This window comes from Micromonospora sp. B006 (assembly GCF_003408515.1).
GTDB lineage: Bacteria > Actinomycetota > Actinomycetes > Mycobacteriales > Micromonosporaceae > Micromonospora > Micromonospora echinospora_A.
Genome location: NZ_CP030865.1, coordinates 1,152,144 through 1,176,955, shown reverse-complemented (window position 1 = coordinate 1,176,955; position 24,812 = coordinate 1,152,144). Strand labels below are relative to the sequence as shown.

Here is a 24,812-nt window from a genome sequence, read left to right as displayed (position 1 = left end):
CCGAGTCTGTCCCGGAAACCTGACAACCCGCGGCGCCTTTCCCCCGGCGGCTCAGCCCACCTGGAAACCGAGCGCCTGGACCAGCACCATCGCCTGTTCCGGGTCGATCCGCGCGCCGGAGCGCTCGACCGCCGTCGGGTCGAGCGCGGACAGGTCGCTGCCACGCAGGTCGGCCCGGATCAGCTTGACGGCGTGCAGCTGCGCGCCGGAGAGGTCCGTGCCGGTCAGCGTCGCGCCGGTCAGGTCGGCGCCGCTCAGGTCGACCTCCCGCATCCGTACGTCGGTGATCCGCGCCCCACGCAGGTCGGCGCCGGCCAGCGTGACGAACGACCAGTCGCCCCGGTCGACCCGCAGCGGGCGCAGGTCGCAGCGGTCGAACGTGCTGCCGACCAGCTTGCAGCCGGTGAACTCGGCCTCGAAGAAGTTGCACTTGCTGAACGAGCACCTGGTGAACGCCGAGTCGGTGTGCCGGGAGGCGTTGAAGGCGACGTTGCCGAACACGCAGTCGGTGAAGACCGCGCCCCGGCTGACCGCCTCGGTCAGGTCGACGTGGAAGAACTCGCACCGCACGAAGTGCCGGTCGGCCAGCTCCTCGGCGTACCAGTCCTGCTGGCGGTAGGTGACGTCCTCGACCGGCTCGGGCATGCCACCGACCCTAGTGACACTTCCCGGTCGCGATACCTGCGGGTAGGTTCGCGGTCGTGAGTGTCACCGTGAGCACCGACCCCGGCCGTGTCGGCTTCGATCCCGCCCGGCTGGCGCGGATCGACGATCACTTCGCCCGGTACGTCGACGACGGCCGGCTCGCCGGCTGGCAGATCGTCGTCACCCGCCGGGGCGAGGTCGCCCACTCCTCGACGTACGGGCTGCGCGACCGGGAGGCCGGCACGCCGGTCGAGGCGGACACGCTCTGGCGCATCTACTCGATGACGAAGCCGATCACCTCGGTCGCGGCGATGATGCTCTGGGAGGAGGGCCGGTTCGAGCTGAACGACCCGGTCAGCCGCTGGCTGCCGGAGTTCGCCGACGTACGCGTCTACGACCGGGGCTCGGTGCTCAAGCCGTTCACGGTGCCGGCGGTCGAGCCGATCCGGATCTGGCACCTGCTCACCCACACCGCCGGCCTGACGTACGGCTTCGCCCAGGTTTCGGTGGTCGACGGCCTGTACCGGGCGGCGGGCTTCGACCTGGGCGTGCCGCCGGGCGCGGACCTGGCCGCCGCGTCGGCCGGGCTGGCCCGGTTGCCGCTGCTGTTCCAGCCCGGCACGAGCTGGAACTACGGCGTCTCCACCGACGTGCTGGGCCGCCTGGTCGAGGTGATCTCCGGGCAGTCGCTCGACGCGTTCTTCGCCGAGCGGATCCTGGGCCCGCTGGGCATGACCGACACCCGCTGGTGGGTGGACGCGGCGGACGCCAAGCGCCTGGCCGCGCTCTACGCCCCGCACCCGGCCACCGGCCAGGCGGTACGCGCCGACGGGGTGGGCCGGGCCGCGCTGGCGGAGCCGACGTGGCACTCCGGCGGCGGCGGGCTGGTCTCCACGGCGGCCGACTACCACCGCTTCACCCAGTTCCTGCTGCGCGGCGGCGAACTGGACAAGGTGCGCCTGCTCGGGCCCCGCACGGTGCGCTTCATGACCCGCAACCACCTGCCCGGCAACCGGGATCTGGCCTCGTTCTCGCCGGAGGGCTTCGCCGAGACGATCCTCGACGGGATCGGCTTCGGGCTGGGCTTCGCCGTCGTGCTCGACCCGGTGCCGTCGCGCGTGCCCAGCAGCGTCGGCGAGTTCTACTGGGGCGGCCTGGCCAGCACCGCGTTCTGGGTGGACCCGGTGGAGGAGGTCACCGCGCTGCTGTTCACCCAGTTGATGCCGTCCAGCACGTACCCGCTGCGCAGCCAGTTGCGCCAGCTCGTCTACTCGTCGCTCGTCGACTGAGCCGGTTCGGCGGAACTCCCGCCGCCGACCGGTGGGCTGCCTAGCCTGTGAGGCATGAGCGACATCGTCGTGTTCGGCGCCGGCGGGACGGCGGGCTCCCGGATCGCCGCCGAGGCGGTCGAGCGGGGGCACCGGGTGACAGCGGCGGTGCGGCGTCCGGAGGCGGTCAGCTACCTACCGCCAGGCGTACGCACGGTGACCGGCGACGCCACGTCGGCGCGGAGCGTACGCGAACTGGCGCAGGACGCGGACGTGCTGGTGGTGGCCATCGGCGGCGGTGAGCGGGAGTTGTGGCGCGACGCCGCGCAGACGCTCGTCGACACGCTGCGTGAGCTGCCGGACCCGCCTCGGGTGATTCACGTCGGCGGCGGCTCGACGCTGCTGACCCCGAAGGGCACCCGGTACCTGGACGAGCCGGACTTCCCGGAGGAGTACCGGGACTCGGCGCACGGTCAGGCCGACGCACTGGAGTTCTACCGCTCCAGCGCCGACGGGGTGACCTGGACGTACGTCTCGCCGCCGCCGCTGGAGTTCCACCCGGGCGAGCGGACCGGGCACTACCGCACCGGCACCGACCAGCCGGTGACCGACGCGCAGGGCCGGTCGGTGCTCACCTACGAGGACCTGGCGGTGGCGATCGTCGACGAGATCGAGAATCCCCGGTTCGGCAACGCCCGCTTCACCGTCGCGTACTGATCCGGCGCGTCCTGATCCGTCGCGTACTGATTCAGTCGGCCAGCCGGGCCGGGAAGCCGCCGGTGGCGATCGGACCCCAGGACTCGATGGTGACGCGGATCAGCGACTTGCCCTGCGCGACCATGGCCGACCGGTACTCGTCCCAGTCCGGGTGCTCGCCGGAGATGCTGCGGAAGTACTCGACCAGCGGTTCCAGCGCCTCGGGCAGGTCGAGCACCTCGGCCACACCGTCGACCTGCACCCACGGGCCGTTCCAGTCGTCGGAGAGCACGCACGCGGAGACGCGCGGGTCGCGGCGGATGTTGGCGACCTTTGCGCGCTCGGGATAGGTGGAGATCACCAGGCGGCCCTCGGCGTCCACACCGCAGGCCACCGGGGAGGACTGCGGGCGACCGTCGGAGCGGGTGGTCATGAGCACGACGTGGTGGCGGGGGCGGAGGAAGTCGATCAGGGTGTCCCGGTCGACCCGGGTGTTCTTCGCGATGCTGCGTGCCATGCCTCGGTTCTACCAGGCATGGCTGTCGTTCTCAGCGCGGACGACCGGCGGCCCGCTGCGCGGTGACCTGCTCCGGCACGCGCGGGCGGGCCGAGGGCCGCCAGGCACGGCCGTTGGCGTAGATCACCCGGAAACCGAGGTACGCGGCGAGCGGCGCCCAGTGCGCCGAGCGCATCCGCAACTCGGCGGCGTTGTGCCGCTGCCCGTTGGCGAGCACGTCGAGCAGCACCGTCTCGAACGCGGCCGACTCGACCCAGTCCACCTCGCGGGTGAAGCCGCAGATCAGCGCCGCGCCGGTGACGTCGAGGAACTCGCGCAGCGTGGCGTCGGACGCGCGCAGCACCGAGCAACTGCCGAAGTAGAGGCGGCGGCCCTCGCAGCGGCCGGCCATCCGCTCGGCCACGTCCGACAGCTCGACCGAGTCCCAGTCGGTGAGGCAGAGCCGGCTCGGTTCGCCGTGCATGGCGAAGAAGCCCACCCGGTGGTCCGCGTACTGCTTGAGCAGCCAGCGGTCGACGAAATAGAACAGTTCGTCGCGGGTGGCCGCGTCCTTGTGGATGTAGCGGATGCGGCCGAGCCGCTCCAGCAGGTCGAGCGTGGGCAGGACGGACCCGCGTTCGTTGAGGTCGCGGTGCCACTGCCCCTCGACGCAGAACACGCCGCCACGCGCCAACGCCCACCTCCCCGCCCGTCGAGGTCGCCGCCCGGTCCGGGAGCAGACGTTACCGCTCACCTCCGACGGGCGACACCCGGCAGCGCATACGCAAACGGGCACTATTCACAGTCAATATCCAGCAACCATCTGAAGTGAGAACAATTTCGGCTAATCACCACGAAGAATCCTCGTACCTGTCACGGTGAGAGGGACGGGACGTACCGGTCGATGTGCCCGTCCCAAGCCCAGTTCGCTCTGACATCGGGAGGACTCTGTGCGCGTCAACACCCTGAAGCGGGCGGCGGTCGCGTTCGCGCTGGCCCTGCCCGGGGCCGCCGTGGCGACGGTCGTCGCCGCACCACCGGCGCATGCCGACGGCTGCTACACCTGGAACCGGACACTGTCGCAGGGGAGCTCCGGCGACGACGTCCGGCAGCTCCAGATCCGGGTGGCCGGCTGGGCCGCGTACGGCGGCATCGTCCGGGTCGACGGCGTGTACGGCCCGGAGACGGCCGCCGCGGTCAAGCGCTTCCAGACCGCGTACGGACTGCGCGCCGACGGCGTGGCCGGGTCGCAGACGTTCACCAGGATCTACGACCTGCAGAAGGACAGCGACTGCACGCCGAAGCACTTCAGCTACGCCGAGCTGGACAACGGCTGCGGCAAGGGCGGGTGGGCCGGCGGCCCGCTCTCCGCGTCGGCCACCCGGGAGAACGCGCTGCGCACCATGTGGAAGCTGGAGGCGCTGCGGCGCAGCCTCGGCGACAAGCCGCTCTACGTGACCAGCGGGTTCCGCAGCATCGCCTGCAACCGGCAGGTCGGCGGCGCCGCGGACAGCCAGCACCTCTACGGCAACGCGGCAGACCTGATCGCCAAGCACCGCAGCCTCTGCGACATCGCCCGCTCGGCCCGCAGCCGGGGCTTCAGCGGCATCTACGGCCCCGGCTACCCGGACCACGACGACCACACGCACGTCGACTCGCGGCGGGAGAACAACCGGGACAAGTCGTCGAACACGAAGGGCTGGTCCGCACCGGACTGCGGAGTCAAGTGATGCGGTGACGGCGGCCCGGCTCGGGGGTGGGGGCTCCCCGGCCGGGCCGCCGTCGGCATGCTCCGGCACGCACGACGCCACTCCGCGACGGGGCGTCGGCGTGACCGGAACCGGGTGCCGGGCGTCCACCGACCTCGGGCGGGGTGGCCCGAGGTCGGCTCACCCCGGGCCGGGCGGGCCCGGGGTCGACGTGCCCGGTGTCGGGCGAGGGCTCTGCGCCGGCTCGCCCGAGGACTGGCGGCGGGCGTCGGCTCGCCCGAGGACTGAGGCGGGAGTCAGCTCGCCCGGGGCCAGCGGGGCCGGGCGGCGGGAGCCGACCGCCCGGCGACGGGCCGCGGACCGGGCCGCACCGGCGGCGCGGCGACCCGCGGAACCGGACCGCGCGCCGCCTGGGCCGCGGCGGCGGGGCGGGCAACCTGACCCGGCACCGCCCGGGCCGGCTGTCCGGGCACAGGACGGCCGGCCTGACCCGGCACGCCGGGCCGCGCGGCCTGACCGGGTACGCCGGGCCGGGCCACCTGACCGGCCGGGCGGGCGACCTGCCCGGGAGCCGGACGGGCACCGGACGGTCCGGTCAGCACGAACGGGAAGGGCACGTGCACGAACGGGTTGCCGTGCCGGATCAGCGCGTCGATCTGGCGGTCGTTGAGACCGTGTGTCTCCAGCACGCGCCGGCCCCAGCGATGCAACCGGCAGGGGAACGACGAACCGTCGTTGCGGCACTTCGGCCCCGCGGGCCACTCCTCGGCGGCGTGCACCACCACCGCCCGGACCGCGAGGCGGACGTCCTCAGGGGTCAACGGCGCCGGTACCGGCACCTCGCCCAGGATCTGGTCGATGGGATCCGTCGACTGCTCACCAACTCGCACGGCAGGCCTCCCGCAGCTCGGCAGCGGTGCGGCAGAACGGCCGCACCACATCCTCGACCACTGGTACGGCCGGATGACGGCAGCAGTTCAATCCCGCCACGCGGCGAGCAGTTCGGCCGGCCGGAGACGCGCGCGTCAGACCAGGCCGGCGTCCTGGACCAGCAGGGCCACCTGCACGCGGTTGTTCAGGTCGAGCTTCGTCAGCAGCCGCGACACGTACGCCTTCACCGTCGCCACGCTCATGAACAGCTCGGCGGAGATCTCCGCGTTGGTCCGGCCCCGGCCGAGCAGCACCGCGACCTCCCGTTCCCGTTCGGAGAGCCCGTCGAGCAGCCGTACCGCCCGCTCCCGCTTCGGGTCCGGTCCGGGCACCGGCGCGGAGCCGGTGACGTGCGCGATGAGCTTGCGGGTCACCGCCGGGGACAGCGTCGCCTCCCCCGCCGCGACCCGGCGTACCGCCGCCACGATCTCGGCCGGCGGGGTGTCCTTGAGCAGGAATCCGCTCGCCCCGGCACGCAGCGCCCGGAGCACCTGCTCGTCGGCGTCGAAGGTGGTGAGCACCAGCACCTCGGGCGGGTCGGCGGTGGCACGCAGCGCCTCGGTGGCGGCCAGGCCGTCGACCCGGGGCATGCGGATGTCCATCAGCACCACGTCCGGGGCGTGCGCGGCGACGGCCTCGGGCACCTCGGCGCCGTCGGTGGCCTCCCCGACCACCGCCAGGTCGGGCACGCCGCCGAGGATCATCGACAGCGCGCCGCGGACCAGCGGGTCGTCGTCGACGATCAGCACCCGCACCGGGGCGCTCACCGCGCCACCCAGGGCAGCCAGGCGGTCAGCCGGAACGTGCCGTCGGCGTCCCGCCCGTGCTCCAGGCGGCCCCCGGCGAGCGTGACCCGTTCCGCGATCCCGACCAGGCCGGTGCCGGTGCCCGGGATCGCGGTGGCCGGGCTGCCCACCGGCCACGGGTTGCTGATCTCCACCACCAGCCCGTCTCCCGGGCCACCGGCCAGCCGGACCGTCACCACCGCGCCGGGCGCGTGCTTGCGGGCGTTGGTCAGCCCTTCCTGCACGATCCGGTACGCGCTGCGCCCGATCGCCGCGGGCACCGCCTCCGCCTCGGCCACCTCGTCGATCACGCCGACCCGTACCCCGGCGTCGCGGCTCTCGGCCACGAGGGCGGGCACGTCGGCCAGGGTGGGCTGCGGCCGTTCCGGCGTGGCCTCGGAGCCGACCTCGGCCCGCAGCACGCCGATCACCTCGCGCAGGTCCTGGAGCGCGGCGTGCGCGCTGGCCCGGTTCACCCCGGCGGCCCGCGCCACCTCCTCCGGCGGCGCGTCCGGCCGGAACTCCAGCGCGCCCGCGTGCAGGCTGAGCAGGGAGATCCGGTGGGCGAGCACGTCGTGCATCTCGCGGGCGATCCGGCCGCGTTCGAGCTGCCGGGCCTGGTCGAGCCGGAGCTGCTGCTCGGCCTCGGCCCGCTCGGCGCGGTCGCGCAGGGACAGCACGAGCTGGCGGCGGGCCCGGACGAACAGCGACCAGGCCACCACCGCGCCGATGAACAACGCGGTCCAGATCACCGAGCCCCAGAACGGCATCGTCGGGTCGGGCCGCACGGCGAGGTAGACCGGCAGGCTCAGCACGTTCCAGGCCGCCAGGGCCAGGCCCACCGGCAGTGGCCGGTGCACGAGCACTGTGAACGTGATGACGAGCAACGCGACGCCGGAGGTGACCGAGAAGAACACGAGCGGCGCGGTGGCCAGCGCCAGCCCGACCGGCCAGCGTCGGCGCAGCCAGAGCGCCCCGCTGATCCACAGGCCGATCAGCAGGTCGACCTCCTCCAGCCAGGCCGGACCGGCGTTGAGCCCGAACTCCGGGCTGGCGCTGGTGACGTCGCCGTGGGTGATCAGCACCCAGAGCAGTGAGGCCACGAACAGCAGGCTGTCGACGAACCAGTCGCGCGGCGTCCGCCGGGCGGCTCGGGCGGGCACCAGGGAGCCCGGCAGGAGCCAGGGATGATCGGGTACGGCGGCGCTGGTCACGGCTCCATGCTAGGAAGCCGTCCGGACCGGCTACCAGCTACCAAAGTCGACGTCTGCGGTAAACCGAGGTCGACGGCGGCGCCGACCGCCGGCCGCAGCGCGTGACCGGGTGGCCCCGGCAGGCTCGACGGCATGATCGAAGTCGACCACCTCACCAAGCGGTACGGCCCGCACACCGCCGTCGAGGACGTCACGTTCCGGTGCGAACCGGGCTCGGTGACCGGTTTCCTCGGGCCGAACGGGGCCGGGAAGTCCACCACGATGCGGATGATCTGCGGGCTGACGCCGCCCACCTCGGGTGCCGCCACTGTCGCCGGCCGCCCGTACCGCGACCTGCCCAACCCGGGGCGGGAGATCGGCGTGCTGCTCGACGCGTCCGCGCAGCACGCCGGGCGCACCGGACGGGAGGCGCTCACGCTCGCCGCCCGCACCATGGGCGTGGACCGGGGGCGGGTGGCGGCGGCTCTCGACCGGGTCGGGCTGAACGACACCGCCGCCCGGCGCCGCGTCGGCGCGTACTCCCTGGGCATGCGGCAGCGGCTCGGCCTGGCGCTGGCGCTGCTGGGCGACCCCCGGGTCCTGATCCTGGACGAGCCGGCGAACGGCCTCGACCCGGAGGGGATCTTCTGGATGCGCGGCCTGCTGCGCGACTTCGCCGACCGGGGCGGCACGGTGCTGCTCTCCTCGCACCTGCTGCGCGAGGTGGAGGCGGTGGCCGACCGGCTGGTGGTGATCGGCGGCGGCCGGGTGGTCGCCCAGGGCGGCAAGGACGAGCTGCTCGCGGGCGCCGGCACGCTGGTACGCGCCCGCGACCCGCACGCCCTGCGCCTGACGCTGGACCGGGCCGCGCTGCCCGCGTCCGCTGGCACCGACGGCGGCTTCGTCGTCCGGGCCGAGCCGGGCGAGGTGGGGCAGGCCGCGGCGGACGCCGGACTGGTCCTCACCGAGCTGCGCCCGGCCGGCAGCGGCGGCCTGGAACAGCTCTTCCTCACCCTCACCGCCGGCGCGTCGACCAAGGAGGCAGTCCGATGACCACCACAGCCGTTCCCGCCGCCCCGGCGCTGCACGAAGCGGTCGCCGCCGGCCCCTCGCTCGCCCGGCTGACCGCCGTGGAGCTGCGCAAGCTCGCCGACACCCGGGCCGGGCGATGGCTGCTGATCGCGATCGGGCTGATCGCCGCCGTGATCGTGGTGGTGCAGTTGTTCGTCCTCGACGCGCCGGACCAGACGTTCACCGCCTTCTTCACCCCGTCGCTGCTGCCGGTCGGCCTGCTGCTGCCGGTGCTCGGCATCCTCTCCATCACCGGCGAGTGGTCGCAGCGCACCGCGCTCACCACGTTCGCGCTGGTGCCCCGCCGGGAGCGGGTGATCGTCGCCAAGCTCGCCGCTGCGGTGCTCGCCGCGCTCGCGTCGGTGCTGGTCAGCCTCGCGGTCGCCGCGGTCGGCACGCTCGCCGCCCGCGCCACCGGCGGGGCGGGGGCCTGGACGTTCGACTGGCAACTGCTGCCGCACGCGGCCGTGTTCCAGGTGGCGAGCGTGCTGATGGGCGCCGCCTTCGGCCTGCTGCTGCTGAACACGCCGCTGGCGATCGTCACCTATCTGCTGCTGCCCACGGTGTGGAGCCTGCTCGCCGCGATGATCTCCGCGCTGCGTGCGCCGGCCCGCTGGCTCGACACCTCGTACACGATGGAGCCGCTGCTCGGCGCCGCGATGACCGGCGAGCAGTGGGGCCGGCTCGGCGTCTCGCTGGCCGTCTGGGTGCTCCTGCCGCTGGTCGCCGGTCTGGTCCGCACGCTGCGCCGGGAGGTGTCGTGACCGTGGCAGCCCGGGGGCTCGGTGAGGACGTCGTGGTCGACGGCGGGCGCGGCGAGCTGGTGCTGATGTGGGCGGGGTTCCCGCTGCTCGGGGCGGGACTGGGCGCCGGGCTGACCGCGCTGTCCGGCTGGATCGCCGGGCTGCCCTGGTTCCCGTTCCAGGGCCTGTTCGAGCTGCTCGACGGATGGCCGGACGAGCGGGCGTACCCGATCGGGGCCGGGGTGGGCCTGCTCGGCGGCCTGTTCGTGGCGCTGGTGGCGGTCCGCGAGCGGCTGACCGTCACGGTCGGGCACCGCACGGTACGGCTGCACCGCGACGGACACGGCCGGGACGTGGCCCGCGCCGACGTGGCCGGTGTGTTCGTCGACGGTGCGGCGCTGGTGCTGCTGGACAGCGCCGGTGGCGAGCTGGCCCGGGAGAAGTCCGACCTGGACGCCGAGCGGCTGCGCGCGGCGTTCACCCGGCAGGGCTGGCCGTGGACCGGGCAGGACCCGCACCGGGACGCGTACCGGAGGTGGGTCGAAGGACTACCCGACCTGCCGCCGGGCGCGGACGCCCTGCTGCGCGCCCGGCAGCGGGCGCTCGACGGCGGCCACGACGCCGAGACCCGGGAGCTGCACGGGGAGCTGGCCCGGCTCGGCGTCGTGGTCCGCGACGAGCGGAAGCGGCAGTACTGGCGGCTCGTCCCCGGACCGCCGTCGCGGTGACGGCCTCCGTTTCGGCGCATGATTCCCGCTGAGCACCGCCGACGGACGTGACAAGGCACATCGCTGGCGCGTTTCCGGCATCAGAACGAACCGTTCGGGCATGTTCTCCGTACACAGGTGTGGTAAGTGACGTCTACCTCGGAGGCATGGTGTCCGCAGTTCGAACTGATCCATTCGCGGGGGCGATACTCCAGGTCGGCGTACTGGCGGCCCTGGCCGGCACTGTCGGCCTGAGCGCGTACGGCTGGCTGGCCGGTCTGCTCTTCGGGGTGGTGACGGTCGCGGCGCTCGGATACGGGCTGCGCCGCTCGGGCGCGGACCGGCTCGGGCCGGCCGACTGGGTGACGCTCACCCGGGCGACGCTCACCGGCGGGGTGGCCGCGTTGACAGTCGACTCGTTCCGCGGGCCGATCGTGGTGCCGGTGCTGGTCGTGCTGGCCGCCGTGGCGCTCTCCCTGGACTGGGTCGACGGGCAGGTGGCCCGGCGTACCGGCACGACCAGCGCGCTCGGCGCCCGGTTCGACATGGAGGTCGACTCCTTCCTCGTCCTGGTCCTCTGCGGCTACGTCGCCGACCAGGTCGGCGCCTGGGTGCTGGTGATCGGCGCGATGCGGTACGTCTTCGTCGCCGCCGGCTGGGTGCTGCCGTGGATGCGCGGCTCGCTGCCGCCGCGCTACTGGCGCAAGGTGGTCGCCGCCACCCAGGGCATCGCGCTGACTGTGGTGGCGGCGGGCGTCCTGCCCCGGCCGCTGGCCCTCGCGGTGGTGATCGGCGCGCTCGCTCTGCTGGTCGAGTCGTTCGGACGCGACGTCGGCTGGCTGTGGCGGCACCGGGTACGGCCGGCGCCGCGGGTGCTGCCGGCCGCGCCGGTCTCCCCCGCACCGGCGGGCCACGGGTCCGAGTGGACGTCGGGCACGCGGATCGTGCGCCAGCCCGCCGAGGTCGGCGGGCGGCGCCGGTGACCGACCTGTCCCGGCCGGCCGACGGCGACGACGTCCCGGCCGGCACCGCGCCCACGGGCGACAGCACACCGGACAGCGCCTCCGCCGACGCCCCGGCCGAGAGCGGCGAGCGCACCCCGAACGGCGCCGCAACCGACAGCGACACGAGCGACCCGGGTGAGAGTGCCGTCGGCGCGAGGCGAACCCGGCGGCTGCTCGGCGCGACGGTCACCGCGCTGGCCGGCGTGCTCGTGCTGGTGGCCCTGGTCGCGCCGAACGAGGTCAACCGGCTCACCTTCGGCGCGCTGCTCCGCATCCCGGTGGAAGGGCTGCTCGCCGTCGCCCTGCTGCTGGTCCTGCCGGCACGCCCGCGCCGGGTGGTGGCCACGCTGCTCGGCGCGCTGCTCGGCCTGATCCTGGTGCTCAAGGTCACCGATCTCGGGTTCTCGATGGTGCTCGACCGGCGCTTCGACCTGATCGCCGACTGGACGTTCCTCGGCGCGGGCGCGGAGTTCCTGTCCGAGTCGTACGGCGGGGCCGCCGAGGTGGGCGCGATCGCCCTGGCCGTGGTCGCGGCGCTCGCCGTACCGGTGCTGGTGACGCTGTCGGCGCGGCGGCTGGCCCGCGCTGCGGCTACCCACCGCCGGGTGACCACGCGCGCCGTCACCGCGCTCGCCGCCGCCTGGGTGGTCTGCGCCGTGCTCGGCGCGCAGATCGTGCCCGGCGTCCCGGTCGCCGCGGACACCGTGGCCGCCGACGTCTTCGACCGCGCCCGGCAGGTGCGGGCGGGCCTGAACGACAAGGAGACCCTGAACACGCAGCTCGCCGGTGACCCGTTCCGGGACGTGCCGGGTGAGCAGATGCTCACCGCGCTGCGCGGCAAGGACGTCCTGTTCACGTTCGTGGAGAGCTACGGCCGGGTCGCGCTGGAAGACCCGGACCTCGCCCCGGAGGTGGACGCCGTCCTCGACGAGGGGACCCGGCAGTTGCGCGCGGCCGGCTACGGCAGCCGCAGCGCGTTCCTCACCTCGTCCACCACCGGCGGTGGAAGCTGGCTCGCGCACGCCACGCTGATGAGCGGCATCCGCACCGACAACCAGTTGCGCTACACCAACCTGGTACGCAGCGACCACATGACCCTCAACGGCGCGTTCAAGCGCGCCGGCTGGCGGACCTCGCTCGTCATGCCGGCGCTCAACCGGGCCTGGCCGGAAGCGGCCTTCTTCGAGCCCGACACGCTGTACGGCGCTAAGGAACTCGGCTACCGGGGACCGCTGTTCAGCTTCTCCTCGCCACCGGACCAGTACACGCTGTCGGCGTTCCAGCGCCGCGAGCGCGGCCCCGGGCGCACCCCCGTGATGGCCGAGATCCCGCTGCTCTCCAGTCACCTGCCGTGGACGCCGGTGCCGCCCCTTGTCGACTGGGACGACATCGGCGACGGCTCGGTGTACAAGGGGACGGCGCGCGCCGACCGCTCGGCGGAGGGCACGCGGGAGGCGTACCGGCAGGCCGTCGTGTACTCGCTGCGCACGCTCATCTCCTACGTGCAGCGGTACGGTGACGAGAACCTGGTGCTGGTGTTCCTCGGCGACCACCAACCCGCCCGCGCGATCACCGGCGACGGCGCCGGCAAGGACGTGCCGATCACAGTCGTCGCGAAGGACCCGGCCGTGCTCGACCGCATCGCCGGATGGGGCTGGCAGGACGGGCTCAACCCCGACCCGCAGGCCCCGGTCTGGCCGATGGAGTCGTTCCGGGACCGGTTCCTGCGGGCGTTCGGACCGCAGTCCACCACTCACAGTTAGGGATGTCGTGACGATGCTCGCGCGGGCCTGGGGAATCACCCGCTCCCTGGCGGTCTACCACGGTCAGCCGGCCAAGCACCGGCGTGCCCGGCAGCTCTACGGACAGTTCCTCTCCCCCGGCGACCTCGCCTTCGACATCGGCGCCCACGTCGGCGGCCGGGTTCGCACCTGGCGGCGGCTGGGCGCTCGGGTGGTCGCGGTGGAGCCGCAGCCCGACTGCCTGCGGGTGCTGCGCCTGGGCTTCGGGCGGGACGCCGACGTGGTGATCGAGCCGACGGCGGTCGGGGCGCGGTCCGGGAGCGCGCGCCTGGAGCTGTCGTCGGCGACGCCGACGGTGTCCACCATGTCGTCGTCCTGGATCGAGTCGGTCACCGCCGACCCGAGCTTCGCCGGGGTCCGCTGGGACCGGTCGATCGAGGTGCCGGTGGTGACGCTCGACGACCTGGTCGCGCGGCACGGCGTACCGGCGTTCTGCAAGGTCGACGTCGAGGGCTTCGAGGTCGACGTGCTGTCCGGGCTCACCCACCCGGTGCGCGGGCTGTCCTTCGAGTACCTGCCACCGGCGCACGACGCCGCGCTGGAGGCGCTGGAACTGGTGGAACGGCTCGGCGCGTCCGCGGGCGGCTACCGCTACAACTACTCGCCGGTGGAGACCATGCGTTTCGCGAGCGACAGCTGGCTCGACGCGGCCGGGCTGGTGCGCCTGCTGGAGACGTACCGTCCCGCCGGTCGCTCCGGCGACGTCTACGCCCGGCTGTCGGCGTCCTGACATAGGGTCGGCCCCGAGCACGAGTCGAGGAGGGCCGATGGCCAGGTACGCCGCCCTGCTGCGGGCCGTCAACGTCGGGGTCAACAAGCTGGCCATGGCCGACCTGCGCCGCGTGGTCACCGACCTCGGACACACCGACGTCAAGACGTACCTGCAGAGCGGCAACGTGGTCTTCACCAGCCCGCCGGCCCGGGCCGAGACGCTTGCCGAGGGCATCGCGAACCGGCTCGCCGACGAACTCGGCCTGCGGGTGCCGGTGCTGGTCCGCGACGGGGACGAACTGGCCGCGGTGGCCGCCGCCAGCCCGTACGCGGGCCGGCAGGACGACCACACGCGGGTGCTCGTGGTGTTCCTGTCGGCCGCGCCGGCCGCCGCGCGGGTCCGCGAGCTGGCAGTGCCGCCGGGCGAGACGATGGAGTACGAGGTGATCGGCCGGGAGGCGCACCTGCACTTCCCGGCCGGCGGCTACGGGCGGACGAAGTTCACCGCCGCGTACCTGGAGAAGAAGCTGGGTGTGGTGGCGACGGCCCGCAACTTGCGGTCGGTGCTGGCCCTGCGCGACCTGACCGCCGCCTGAGCGCCTCTCCTCAAACCGGCCGGCAGCACCTAACATTGCCGGTAATGAATATGAAGCGCGTCACCCGCTCGCGACCCGGGCGGCTGGTCGCGGCGGTCGTGCTCGCCGTCGCGGTCGCGATCCCGCTCGGGGTCACCGGCGCCGCCTCGGCCGCGACCACACTGACCGTCGCGCAGGCGCTCGCCGCCCAGGACGGCCGGACCGCCACCGTGACCGGCTACGTCATCGGCCAGCCCACCGCCACCAACACGGTGCTCAGGTCCGGCTTCACCGCGGACACCGCGATCGCCATCGCCGACCAGGCCGGCGAGACCGGCACGACCCGGATGCTGTACGTGCAGGTCACGGCCGCCTGGCGGAGCACCTTCGGGCTGCTCAGCAACCCGTCGCTACGCGGGCGGCAGGTGACCGCGACCGGCGCGCTGACCGCGTACTTCAGTCACGGCGGGCTGAAGAACCCGACAGCCATGGTCCTCGGCGGCGGCGCCACGCCGAGCCCTTCCCCCACCGCGACCCCGGCGCCGACCGGCACGCCCGACGCCTACTACGCGGCCGCGGCCGGCAAGACCGGGCCGGCGCTGCGCAGCGCGCTGCACGGCATCATCCGGGTGCAGACGAAGCTCAGCTACGACCAGGTGTGGGACGCGCTCAAGGACACCGATCAGGACCCGGCCAACCCGGCCAACGTGATCCTGCTCTACAGCGGACGGTCACAGAGCAAGACCAGCAACGGCGGCGGCGCGAACGACTGGAACCGGGAGCACGTCTGGGCCAAGTCGCACGGCGACTTCGGCACCGCCACCGGCCCCGGCACCGACGTGCACCACCTGCGGCCGGAGGACGTGTCGGTCAACTCGCTGCGCGGCAACAAGGACTTCGACGCGGGCGGCGGCACGGTCGCCGAGGCGCCCGGCTGCTACACCGACGCCGACTCGTTCGAGCCGCGCGACGCGGTAAAGGGCGACGTGGCCCGGATGATCCTCTACATGGCGATCCGGTACGAGGGCGGCGACGGCTGGCCGGACCTGGAACCGAACGACTCGGTCTCCAACGGCTCCGCGCCCCGGCTCGGACGGCTGTCGAAGCTGCTGGCCTGGAACGACCAGGACCCGCCGGACGCCTTCGAGCAGCGACGCAACCAGCGGATCCACGAACGCTGGCAGGGCAACCGCAACCCGTTCGTCGACCACCCGGAGTGGGCCCGGTCGATCTGGGGTTGACGCTCGTCCTCGATGTGAGGAAGCGTGGCGAGCGGGTAGAGACATCCGGTTGGCACGGCCGGGGCGGTCGGCACGGACGCGCCCCGGCACCGCACGATCGGAGATGAGACTCTCATGGCCCCCAACAGCGTTCCGGACATCGCACTCAACGACGGAAACTCCATCCCACAGCTCGGCTTCGGCGTCTTCCAGATCGAGCCGAAGGACACCGCCCGGGCGGTCGGCACCGCGCTGGAGGTCGGCTACCGGCACATCGACACCGCCCAGATGTACGGCAACGAGGCCGAGGTGGGCCAGGCGCTGCGCGCCTCCGGGCTGGACCGCGGCGAGGTCTTCGTGACCAGCAAGCTGAACAACGGCTTCCACCGCCCGGACGACGCCCGCAAGGCGTTCGAGCAGACGCTGCGGGAACTGAAGTTCGACTACCTCGACCTGTTCCTCATCCACTGGCCGCTGCCCACCCGCTACGACGGCGACTTCGTCTCCACCTGGAAGGTGCTCGAAGACCTGCGGCGCGAGGGCACCGTACGGTCGATCGGCGTGTCGAACTTCCAGGTCGCGCACCTGGAGCGGCTGGCCGCCGAGGCCGACGTGGTGCCGGCGGTCAACCAGATCGAGGCGCACCCCTACCTCGGCAACGAGGAGGTGCGGGCGTACGACAAGGCGCACGGCATCCTCACCGAGGCGTGGTCGCCGATCGCGCAGGGCGCGGTGCTCGACGACCCGACTGTCGTCGACGTGGCCGAGCAGGTCGGCCGGACCCCGGCGCAGGTGGTGCTGCGCTGGCACGTCCAGCGTGGCGACATCGTGTTCCCGAAGTCGACCACCCCGAAGCGGATCGAGGAGAACTTCGCGATCTTCGACTTCACGCTCGACGACACCGCGATGGAGCGGCTCACCTCGCTGGACCGGGGCGAGGCCGGCCGGACGGGCCCGAACCCGGACGAGTTCGACTACATCCCGAGCTGAACCGCCGCACACCGAAGGGCCCCGGGGAACCGGGGCCCTTCGACGTTTGACTTCGCGCGCACTCGAAGGGGCAGGGTGACCGGCAAAGCTCCGACGGGGAGGAAATCCATGCGCTACCGCACCATCGGCACCGACCCTGCGACGCGCCGCAAGGTCAGCGTGCTCAGCCTCGGCGCGATGCTCTTCGGCACCGCCACCGACGAGGCCACCTCGTACGCCATCCTCGACCGCTACGTCGAGGCCGGCGGCACGTTCATCGACACCTCGGACAACTATGCCTTCTGGCAGAACGGGGGCCAGGGTGGCGAGAGCGAGGAACTGCTCGGCCGCTGGCGGCGCAGCCGCGGGGTCGGCGACGAGGTGGTCTTCGCCACGAAGCTCGGTGCCCGGCCGCTCGCCCCGGGCACCAGCTATGTGGACAACCCCGAAGGGCTGTCGGCGAAGGTGATCCGCGAGTCCGCCGAACGCAGCCGGGAGCGGCTCGGGCTCGACCGGATCGATCTCCTCTACGCCCACATCGAGGACCACACGGTTGCGCTGCGGGAGACCGTGGAGGGCTTCGCCGAGCTGGTCGCCGAGGGCACTGTCGGGCTGCTGGGCGCCAGCAACCACCGCGCCTGGCGGGTGGAGCGGGCGCGGGCGCTCGCCGCCGCGGCCGGGTTGCCCGGGTACGAGGTGCTGCAGTACCACCGCAGCTACCTGCCCCGGCGTCTGGACGTGCCGAGCGAGCTGGACCGGGACGGCGACGTCGGCTGGGTCGGCCCGGACCTGCTCAGCTACCTGCGGGCCGAGCCGCAGCTCACGCTGGTCGCGTACTCGCCGCTGCTCAAGGGCGCGTACGTCAGGCCGGAACGGCTCGGTGAGGAGTACGCGGTACCCGCCACCCCGGCCCGGCTGGAGGCGTTGCGGGCGGTGGCCGCCGAGACCGGGGCCACGGTCAACCAGGTGGTGCTGGCCTGGCTGATGGGCGGCGACATCCCGGCCGTCCCGCTCGTCGGCTTCTCCTCCGTGGCGCAGCTGGAGGAGAGCCTGGGCGCTGTCGACCTGGAGCTGACCCCGGAGCAGCGGACCCGGCTGGACACGGCCGGGTGACCCGCCCGGGCCGGGTGGCGGCGCGCCACCCGGCCCGGAGGTGTCGCTCAGCTCGCCGGGAATCGGCTCACCCGGACGTCCAGCCGCAGGCTGCCGGTGCCCGGCAGGGTCACCTCGGTGGCGTCCGCCGCCCGGGCCGCGCCGTCGTACCAGCCGGCGTAGCTGACGAACGGCGGCGTCCAGAGCCAGGCCACTGTTACCGGCTGGGGGCCGAGCACGCGCAGCGCGTACTCGCCGTCGCGGTCGGACGTCCGGCCGATGACCTCACGGGTACGCGCGTTGCGCACCGTCAGCTCCGCGACCACCGGGCGGCCCTCCGGGTCGACGAGCCGGCCGGTGACCAGGACACCCCGGCGCAGGGCGAGGTTGTAGACAGTGGTGGCGCCGGTCCGGACGGTGACCGGCTCGGCCTTGCCCCGCAGGGCGAACCCGCCGGACCACTGGGTGGCGTTGTCGGCGGTGGCGAACAGCAGCGGCCAGCCGTACGGGCCGAGCCAGTCGATGCGGTAGCGGCCCTGCGCGTCCAGTTCCACTCCCCAATCCGGGAAGAAGCCCGACTCGGGCGCGAGCGTCACGGTGCCGGAGGTCGCCGGCGTACCGGTGGCCGCGCTGGTCACGGTGCCGGTGACGACGCCGGCACGGTCGAGCCGGATCGCGGGGACGGTGACCGTCTGCCCGGCGCGGAGCGTGACCACCCGGGCCTGCTTCGCGTCGCCGGTGCCGCCGGTCGCGCCGACCCACTGCGCGCCGTACGCCGATCCGCCGGCGGGGCGGGCGAACAGGTTCCAGGAGCCGGCCGCGACCAGGCCGACGCGGACGTTCCCGGAGGCGTCGGAGCAGTACCGTCCCGGGTTGTCGGGGAGCTCGCCGGTACCGGCGGGTGCCGGCGTCACACAGGCCCCGGCGACGGGCGCGCCGGTCGCCGCGTCGACCACCCGGGAGACCACGTTCGCGGCCGGGGTCAGGACGACCACGGCGGTGCCGCTGCCGTCGGCGAGGACGTTCACCGTGGCGTAGCGGGGCAGGTGGGTGTCGTCCCGGGTGTAGACCCACACCTCCTGCGGGCCGGGGATCAGCGGCGGGACGGTCACCTGGGTGTCGCCGCACGGATTGCGCCGGGGGTCGAGGAACACGCACAGCCCGTCGACCGCGGCGCCGGTGACCGCGTCGCGCGCCCGCAGGGTCGACCCGCTGGGCAGGAGCAGGCGCTCGGAGACCTCCGTAGTGTCCCCCGCGGACACCCGGACCGTTCCGGCCTGCGCCCAGCTGGTGCGGCCCGGCACCCACTGCCTGAGCACCTCGTCGTCCTGGCCGTCGCCGTACACCGGGGTGACAGCGACCTTGTAGTCGCCGGCCGGCACCTCCACGCTGAGCTGCCCGGACTCGTCCAGCGGCAGGAGGTCCTTGTCGTAGCTGCTGTCGGCGGCCGTCACGGCGACGTTACCGGCGGCCGGGCTGCCGTCGGGGCTGGTGACGGTCAGGTGGAGCACGCCTGCCGGATCCGCCGCCGCACCGGCGGCGGTGGGTGCGGCGGTGACGGCCAGGGCCGCCACGGCGAGTGCGCCGAGCACTCTTCGGACGATGGACACGGTGGACCCCTCTCGGTTTCAATGCGCTCAAGAGGCGTCCGCGTCACCACAACCAGGACACGCCCCCCGTGCGTCGGATGCCGGCGCAGCATATGGCAGAAGATCGATCGCGCACTGTCCGCGACCGGTCATCCGGCGGACTGCTGCGGGAACGGTCATAACCCCGCCTTTCTCCCGTACCGGCCGCCGTCGGCCGGGAGTCGCCACCGCCAGATCGGATCTGGCGGACCGTCTGGCACCTAAGGGGTGAGGCCGGCACAACACCACAGCTCCCCGGCCTCGTTGAAACAGGCGATCGGTCTGGCGGCACGCCCGTACGCCTGTCGAGACACCGACGAGAGAGGTAACAATCCATGAGTAACCGGAACACCGGCCTGGCCGTCGAGGCCGACGGCCTGGTCCGGTCCTTCGGTACGACGCGAGCGCTCGACGGGCTGGACCTGCGGGTGCCCGCCGGCACCGTGTACGGGGTGCTGGGCCCCAACGGCGCCGGCAAGACCACAGCCGTACGGGTGCTGGCGACGCTGCTGCGCCCCGACGGCGGCACGGCCCGGGTCTTCGGCCACGACGTCGTACGCGACGCCGACGCGGTCCGCTCCCGGGTGAGCCTGACCGGCCAGTACGCCTCGCTGGACGAGGACCTGACCGGCGCGGAGAACCTGATGCTGCTGGCCCGGCTGCTCGGGTTGAGCCGGGCGGGCGCCCGGAACCGCGCCGACCAACTGCTCGCCGCCTTCGGGCTGACCGAGGCCGCCGGGCGGCAGGTGAAGAAGTACTCCGGCGGGATGCGGCGGCGCATCGACATCGCCGCGAGCATCCTCAACACCCCCGATCTGCTGTTCCTGGACGAGCCGACCACCGGGCTGGACCCGCGCAGCCGCAACCAGGTGTGGGCGATCGTGCGGGCGGTGGTGGCGTACGGCACCACAGTGCTGCTGACCACGCAGTACCTGGACGAGGCGGACCAGCTCGCCGGGCGGATCGCGGTGGTCGACCACGGCCGGGTGATCGCGGAGGGCACCCCGGGCGAGTTGAAGTCGTCGGTCGGCTCCGGCAGCGTCCACATCCGGCTGCGCGATCCGGGGCAGCGCCCCCAGGCCGAGCAGGTGCTGCGGGCGGCGCTGGGCGTACCGGTGCAGCTCGACACGGATCCGGTGGCGTTGACCGCCCGGGTGGGCGAGGACGGCACCGACCTGGAGGCGAGCGCGCAGGCCGCCCGTGCGCTCGGTGAGCTGGCCGGCGCCGGCATCGTGGTGGACGACTTCTCCCTCGGCCAGCCCAGCCTGGACGAGGTCTTCCTGGCCCTGACCGACCACCCGGCCGTCCCGACGGACGAGCGGGACGACGAGCTGGAGGCGGCGCGATGAGCGACACCGCTATCACCACCGGGCGCCCGCCGTCCGTCTACGTCCCGTCCGCCGAGGCGCTCGCCACTGTGCTCGCCCCGGCCGAACGGCCGGCCCGGCCGGGTCCGCTCGCCGCGTCGCTGACGTTCGGCTGGCGGGCCCTGCTGAAGATCAAGCACGTGCCGGAGCAGCTGTTCGACGTGACCGCGTTCCCGATCATCATGGTGCTGATGTTCACGTACCTGTTCGGTGGCGCGCTCGCCGACAGCCCGCGTGCGTACCTGCAGTTCTTCCTGCCCGGCATCATGGTCACGAGCGTCGTGATGATCACCATGTACACCGGGGTCGGGCTGAACAACGACATCGAGAAGGGCGTCTTCGACCGGTTCCGTACGCTGCCGGTCTGGCGGCCGGCCGCACTGGTCGGGATGATCTTCGGGGACGTGCTGCGCTACGTGCTCGCCGCGGTGGTCATCCTCACCGTCGGCCTGGTGCTCGGCTTCCGCCCCGACGGCGGGCTGCTCGGGGTGCTGGCCGGGATCGGGCTGCTCGTGGTCTTCTCGTTCGCGTTCTCCTGGGTGTGGACGTTCTTCGGCCTGGTGCTGCGCAGCGAGAAGTCGGTGATGGGGGTCAGCATGATGGTGCTGTTCCCGCTGACGTTCCTCAGCAACGTGTTCGTGGAACCGTCCACCATGCCCGGTTGGTTGCAGGCATTCGTCAAGGTCAACCCGATCACCCACCTGGTCGCCTCGGTCCGCGCGGCGATGGCCGGCTCGATGGACGCCACGAACACGATGTGGTTGCTGCTCTGGAGCGCCGGTTTCGTGGCCGTCTTCGGCACGCTGACCATGTACCGCTACAACCGCCACTGACCCGGTCCGCCGGGGTGGTGGGGTCCGCACCCCGCCGCCCCCGGCGTACCGGCCGGTCAGAGCCGCCAGGACACCGGTTCGGGCGGCAGGTAGCGGCAGGTGCCGCCGGTGGTGACGGACTCGCGCAGATGGGCGGCGAGCGCCGGATGCCGCTCGTCGATGCGGCGCAGCGTGTCCCGGATCCGCCCGGTCACCGCCTTGCGTGCCCGTTCCGCCTGGTCACCGAGGCGGCGACTGCGCCCGGCCAGCCCGGCCGCGGTACGCAACTGGTCGAGCAGCGCCGTCCGCTCGGCGTCCAGCGCGGACAGCCGCCGCTCGTCGTGGCGTACGGCGGCCCGGTCGATCTCGTCGTCGAGCCGCCGCAGATGCCGGCGGTAGCGGGCCTTCGCCTCGTCGTCCAGCACCGGATCGGCGCCGAGCCTGCGGGCGGCGACAAGTTCCGGGCCGGCGGCCGGGTCGAGCAGCTCGACCGCGGGCACGTCGGTTCCGGGCCGGCTCAACAGCAACCGCAGGTCGTGCAGCCCTTTGGCGTCGGGCAGGTGCACCACCACACCGCCGTACCCGAGGCGCCACACCGGCCCGTCCGGGCAGAACTCCGGCCGCCCGGCCCCCGGCGCGCGGATCCCCACGCGGGGACGGACGACGACGGACGGGGACGCGGCAGCCACCCGCGAGGCGAGCGCCACCGGGGACGGGGCGGACGCCGCCGGGAAGACGGCAGCCAGCGGAGAGACCGCCACCGCCGGGGAGCCCGCCCGGGCGGGGACCAACCGGCCGGGCACCTGTCTCATGCCCAGCGCCCGCGCCTCGGCCACCGTCCCGGCGCGCAGCCGCCGCGCCTCGGCCGCGTCGCCCGGCCCGTCGCGCCCGGTCAGCGCGGCCACCAGCCCGGCCCGGGCCAGCACCGACCAGGGGCGGGCGCCCAGCCGGTCGGCGGCGTCCCGGGCCGCCGTGTAACCGGCGACCGCGTCGTCCCACCTGCCGTCGGCCGCGTCCACGGCGGCCAGCCACAGGTCGACCGGGCCGGCGATGTCGCAGCCGAACAGCGCGGCCATCCACCGCCCCCGGTGCGGGGTCAGCGCCGCTCGCGCCTCGGCGCACCGGTCCGGGTCGCCGTCCACTGCTGCCGCCTGGGCCCGCAGCCGCAGCCACAGCGGCGACACCGACCGGGGGTACGTGGCGCCGGCGGCCTCGATCCCGGCGGTGAATCCCAGTACGGCGTCCGTGTCGCCGCGTTCGGCGGCGGTGATCGCCCGGAGCAGCTCGGCCTGCGGATGGCCGGCGCCCACCTTGTCGAGCAGGGCCTCGGCCTCGGCGACCCGGCCGTAGAGAAGCAGCACCGACCAGCGGATGTGGTACGTCATGAAGGCGTGGTCGGAGTGCTCCGGCTCGGGATGGCTCTCCACCTCGGCGAAGCACTCCTCGGCGGTGGCGAGGTCGCCCCGGAACGCGGCGATGATGCCGCTGTCCATGGTGGCCGCCATCCGCTGCCGGGGGACCTCGCCCTGCCGGGCGCCGGCCACGAACGCAGCCAGCTCCTGGCGGTATCCCGGGTCGCCCAGCTCCAGCAGCGCGACCCAGCGCAGCGCGGTGGCCCACAGCTCGGTTTCCCGGTCGTCGCCGCGGCGGGCCACCTCCCGGATCTCGGCGGTCACCAGGGCGCGCTCCTCGGCGGTGCCGAGCCCCCAGGTGGTGTCGTGGCGGGCCCACAGGCTGAACGTGAGCGCCTCGTCGTCCCGGCCGTGCCGGGCGAGCGTCTCGGTGGCGGTGATCAGGTCGGTGACCAGGCTGCGCACCGACCGCTCCGGATCCGGCTCGCCGATCAACCGCCGGTACGCCTCGCGGACCAGGTCGTCGACGTCGAGCCGGCGCCGGGTGGCCGAGTGCCGCCGGTGCGCGGTGAGCGCCACCCGGGTCAGCACGCCGGGGTCGTCGGCCTGCCGGGCCAGCGCGGCGGCCTCGGTCAGCAGCCGCTCGACCTCCTCCGCCGGCCCGATGTGGTGCAGCAGCCCGGCCAGTTCCAGCAGCAGCCGGACCCGCGGGGCGGGCTCGCCGGGAAGCTCGAGTGCGCGCCGGTAGTGCCGGACCGACTCGTCCACGGCGAGCCGGCCGGCCGCGTCCCGCGCGGCTGTGACCAGCAGGTCACCGGCGCGTACCGGGTCCAGCTCGGCGCCGGCCAGCCACGCGTGCCGGGCCAGGTGGGCGGGGCTGAGCGCGTCGGCGAGCGCGTCGGACCTGTCGACGGCCCGGACGACGCCCGCGTGCCGGGCCCGCCGCGCGTCCGCGGCGAGCCCGTCGTAGAGCGTCTCGCGGACCAGATCGTGCACGAAGACGAACCGCCCGCCGCCGCGGGGCAGCACCAGCCGGGCCGCGGCGGCGCGGCCGAGCATGCGGTCGACCTGGGCGACCGGCGCGGGTACGCAGGCCGCCACCGTCCCCCTGTCGAACTCGTGGCCGAGCACCGCGGCGACGGTGAGCGCCTCGACCACCGGGGCAGGCAGCTGGTCGAGCCGGCGGCGCACCACCTCCCGTACGCCGGGCGCGATGGTGTCCGTGAGGCCGTCGGTGTGCCAGAGCCGGGCGGTCTGCTCGACGAAGAACGGGTTTCCGCCGGTGCGCCTGTGCACCTCGGCGACCAGGTCGGCGCCGGGCTCGCGACCGGCGGTGCGGGTCATCAGGGCGGCCACCTCGTCCCGGCCGAGACCGGTGAGCGTGACTGTGGTGGCCTTCGCGCTCAGCGGCACCAGCAACGGTCGCAGCGGATGCTCGCCGGACTCGACCTCGGCGTCCCGGTAGGTGCCGACGAACAGCAGCCGTTCGAACCAGGTGTGCCGGGTGACGAACTGGAGCAGCCGGACCGACGCCGGGTCGGCCCAGTGCAGGTCGTCGAGGACCACCACGACCGGCCGGTAGTGCGCGACGGCGACAAGCGCCGCGGTCACCGCGTCGTGCCTGTCGAACTCGGCCCGGCCGTCGTCCCCCGCCGGGTCACCGTCGTCCCCCGGCTCGTCGCCCTCCCCGGCGGGGCGCTCGCCGAGCAGGGCGGCCAGCCCGGCGTCGACTGCTTCCCGGGCGCCGGACGGGTCGCCGGCGGACCGGGCCAGCCGGCGCAGCACCTGGACCCAGGGCCAGTAGTCGGGTGCGGTGTCGGAGTCCCAGCACGCGGCGCCGAGCACGAGCGCCCCGCGGCGCCGGGCCTCGTCGGCGGCGGCCGAGACCAGTGTGGTCTTGCCGATGCCCGGCTCGCCGGTGACCAGGGCGAGGCCGCCGTGGCCCGCGGTCAGCCGGGCCACCTCGGCGCGCAACAGTGCCGCGGGGTGCTCCCGCCCGATGATTCCCTCGCCGAACCGCGGCTCCATGACCTCCCG

General features: G+C 73.7%; 23 protein-coding genes. 15 read left to right on the top strand and 8 right to left on the bottom strand.

Annotated elements, in window-relative coordinates; all coding sequences use genetic code 11:
- Nucleotides 1-51 precede the first annotated feature (51 nt).
- Nucleotides 52-645 carry a pentapeptide repeat-containing protein gene (locus MicB006_RS05755; RefSeq protein ID WP_116504345.1) on the bottom strand — a complete coding sequence of 198 codons (594 nt, stop codon included), beginning with the start codon at nt 643-645 and terminating at the stop codon, nt 52-54.
- Between the two features lie 56 nt (nt 646-701).
- On the opposite strand from MicB006_RS05755, the gene MicB006_RS05750 reads away from it, so the two are divergent.
- Both MicB006_RS05750 and MicB006_RS05745 read left to right on the top strand, forming a co-directional pair.
- Nucleotides 702-1,934, top strand: a complete 1,233-nt coding sequence (locus tag MicB006_RS05750) for a serine hydrolase (protein WP_116504343.1) — start codon at nt 702-704, stop codon at nt 1,932-1,934.
- A 54-nt stretch (nt 1,935-1,988) separates the two neighbouring features.
- A complete protein-coding gene (locus MicB006_RS05745) occupies nt 1,989-2,630 on the top strand; it encodes an NAD(P)-dependent oxidoreductase (protein ID WP_116504341.1) in 642 nt (213 codons plus the stop codon).
- A 31-nt stretch (nt 2,631-2,661) separates the two neighbouring features.
- Here MicB006_RS05745 and MicB006_RS05740 read toward each other — a convergent pair whose 3' ends face one another.
- Both MicB006_RS05740 and MicB006_RS05735 read right to left on the bottom strand, forming a co-directional pair.
- Nucleotides 2,662-3,126 (bottom strand): PPOX class F420-dependent oxidoreductase, encoded by a 465-nt coding sequence (locus tag MicB006_RS05740; protein ID WP_116504339.1) that lies wholly within the window; start codon nt 3,124-3,126, stop codon nt 2,662-2,664.
- Nucleotides 3,127-3,157: 31 nt separating this feature from the next.
- The gene (locus tag MicB006_RS05735) at nt 3,158-3,799 is read right to left on the bottom strand and encodes a hypothetical protein (protein WP_116504337.1); all 642 of its coding nucleotides are present in this window, start codon (nt 3,797-3,799) and stop codon (nt 3,158-3,160) included.
- Nucleotides 3,800-4,055: 256 nt separating this feature from the next.
- Here MicB006_RS05735 and MicB006_RS05730 point away from each other — a divergent pair, with 256 nt between their 5' ends.
- Nucleotides 4,056-4,835, top strand: coding sequence for a D-Ala-D-Ala carboxypeptidase family metallohydrolase (locus MicB006_RS05730; protein ID WP_116504336.1), 780 nt, complete (start codon nt 4,056-4,058; stop codon nt 4,833-4,835).
- 275 nt (nt 4,836-5,110) lie between these two features.
- Here MicB006_RS05730 and MicB006_RS05725 read toward each other — a convergent pair whose 3' ends face one another.
- The 3 genes from MicB006_RS05725 to MicB006_RS05715 all read right to left on the bottom strand — a co-directional run bounded on the left by MicB006_RS05725 (nt 5,111) and on the right by MicB006_RS05715 (nt 7,743).
- A complete protein-coding gene (locus MicB006_RS05725; protein ID WP_116504334.1) occupies nt 5,111-5,704 on the bottom strand; it encodes a hypothetical protein in 594 nt (197 codons plus the stop codon).
- 135 nt (nt 5,705-5,839) lie between these two features.
- On the bottom strand, nt 5,840-6,532 hold the full coding sequence (locus MicB006_RS05720) for a response regulator (protein ID WP_370013466.1): 693 nt from the start codon (nt 6,530-6,532) through the stop codon (nt 5,840-5,842).
- The gene (locus MicB006_RS05715; RefSeq protein WP_116504330.1) at nt 6,508-7,743 is read right to left on the bottom strand and encodes a sensor histidine kinase; all 1,236 of its coding nucleotides are present in this window, start codon (nt 7,741-7,743) and stop codon (nt 6,508-6,510) included. The genes MicB006_RS05720 and MicB006_RS05715 overlap by 25 nt, the downstream gene beginning before the upstream one ends.
- 132 nt (nt 7,744-7,875) lie before the next feature.
- Here MicB006_RS05715 and MicB006_RS05710 point away from each other — a divergent pair, with 132 nt between their 5' ends.
- From MicB006_RS05710 to MicB006_RS05665, 10 genes are all read left to right on the top strand, one after another.
- Nucleotides 7,876-8,775, top strand: coding sequence for an ABC transporter ATP-binding protein (locus MicB006_RS05710; RefSeq protein ID WP_116504328.1), 900 nt, complete (start codon nt 7,876-7,878; stop codon nt 8,773-8,775).
- Nucleotides 8,772-9,557: an ABC transporter permease gene (locus tag MicB006_RS05705; RefSeq protein ID WP_116504327.1), complete on the top strand. Its 786-nt coding sequence runs from the start codon at nt 8,772-8,774 to the stop codon at nt 9,555-9,557. Before MicB006_RS05710 ends, MicB006_RS05705 begins: the two co-directional genes overlap by 4 nt.
- Nucleotides 9,554-10,264 carry a hypothetical protein gene (locus MicB006_RS05700; protein WP_225980657.1) on the top strand — a complete coding sequence of 237 codons (711 nt, stop codon included), beginning with the start codon at nt 9,554-9,556 and terminating at the stop codon, nt 10,262-10,264. Before MicB006_RS05705 ends, MicB006_RS05700 begins: the two co-directional genes overlap by 4 nt.
- Before the next feature lie 146 nt (nt 10,265-10,410).
- Complete coding sequence (locus tag MicB006_RS05695) at nt 10,411-11,226, top strand: CDP-alcohol phosphatidyltransferase family protein (RefSeq protein ID WP_225980656.1); 816 nt, start codon at nt 10,411-10,413, stop codon at nt 11,224-11,226.
- Nucleotides 11,223-13,010, top strand: coding sequence for a sulfatase (locus MicB006_RS05690; RefSeq protein WP_116504325.1), 1,788 nt, complete (start codon nt 11,223-11,225; stop codon nt 13,008-13,010). Before MicB006_RS05695 ends, MicB006_RS05690 begins: the two co-directional genes overlap by 4 nt.
- Before the next feature lie 13 nt (nt 13,011-13,023).
- Nucleotides 13,024-13,779, top strand: a complete 756-nt coding sequence (locus MicB006_RS05685; RefSeq protein ID WP_116504323.1) for an FkbM family methyltransferase — start codon at nt 13,024-13,026, stop codon at nt 13,777-13,779.
- 37 nt (nt 13,780-13,816) lie between these two features.
- Nucleotides 13,817-14,356, top strand: coding sequence for a DUF1697 domain-containing protein (locus MicB006_RS05680; RefSeq protein WP_116504321.1), 540 nt, complete (start codon nt 13,817-13,819; stop codon nt 14,354-14,356).
- A gap of 44 nt (nt 14,357-14,400) precedes the next feature.
- Nucleotides 14,401-15,576, top strand: a complete 1,176-nt coding sequence (locus tag MicB006_RS05675) for an endonuclease (RefSeq protein WP_116504320.1) — start codon at nt 14,401-14,403, stop codon at nt 15,574-15,576.
- Nucleotides 15,577-15,690: 114 nt separating this feature from the next.
- Nucleotides 15,691-16,545 (top strand): aldo/keto reductase, encoded by an 855-nt coding sequence (locus MicB006_RS05670; RefSeq protein WP_116504318.1) that lies wholly within the window; start codon nt 15,691-15,693, stop codon nt 16,543-16,545.
- 108 nt (nt 16,546-16,653) lie between these two features.
- Nucleotides 16,654-17,637, top strand: a complete 984-nt coding sequence (locus tag MicB006_RS05665; RefSeq protein WP_116504316.1) for an aldo/keto reductase — start codon at nt 16,654-16,656, stop codon at nt 17,635-17,637.
- Between the two features lie 47 nt (nt 17,638-17,684).
- Here MicB006_RS05665 and MicB006_RS05660 read toward each other — a convergent pair whose 3' ends face one another.
- Nucleotides 17,685-19,226, bottom strand: coding sequence for a carboxypeptidase-like regulatory domain-containing protein (locus MicB006_RS05660; protein WP_152037824.1), 1,542 nt, complete (start codon nt 19,224-19,226; stop codon nt 17,685-17,687).
- A gap of 353 nt (nt 19,227-19,579) precedes the next feature.
- On the opposite strand from MicB006_RS05660, the gene MicB006_RS05655 reads away from it, so the two are divergent.
- Nucleotides 19,580-20,593 (top strand): ATP-binding cassette domain-containing protein, encoded by a 1,014-nt coding sequence (locus MicB006_RS05655; RefSeq protein ID WP_116504312.1) that lies wholly within the window; start codon nt 19,580-19,582, stop codon nt 20,591-20,593.
- Nucleotides 20,590-21,444 (top strand): ABC transporter permease, encoded by an 855-nt coding sequence (locus tag MicB006_RS05650; protein ID WP_116504311.1) that lies wholly within the window; start codon nt 20,590-20,592, stop codon nt 21,442-21,444. Before MicB006_RS05655 ends, MicB006_RS05650 begins: the two co-directional genes overlap by 4 nt.
- Before the next feature lie 56 nt (nt 21,445-21,500).
- On the opposite strand, the gene MicB006_RS05645 is transcribed toward MicB006_RS05650, so the two are convergent.
- Nucleotides 21,501-24,803 (bottom strand): AAA family ATPase, encoded by a 3,303-nt coding sequence (locus tag MicB006_RS05645; RefSeq protein ID WP_116504309.1) that lies wholly within the window; start codon nt 24,801-24,803, stop codon nt 21,501-21,503.
- Between the last annotated feature and the right edge of the window lie 9 nt (nt 24,804-24,812).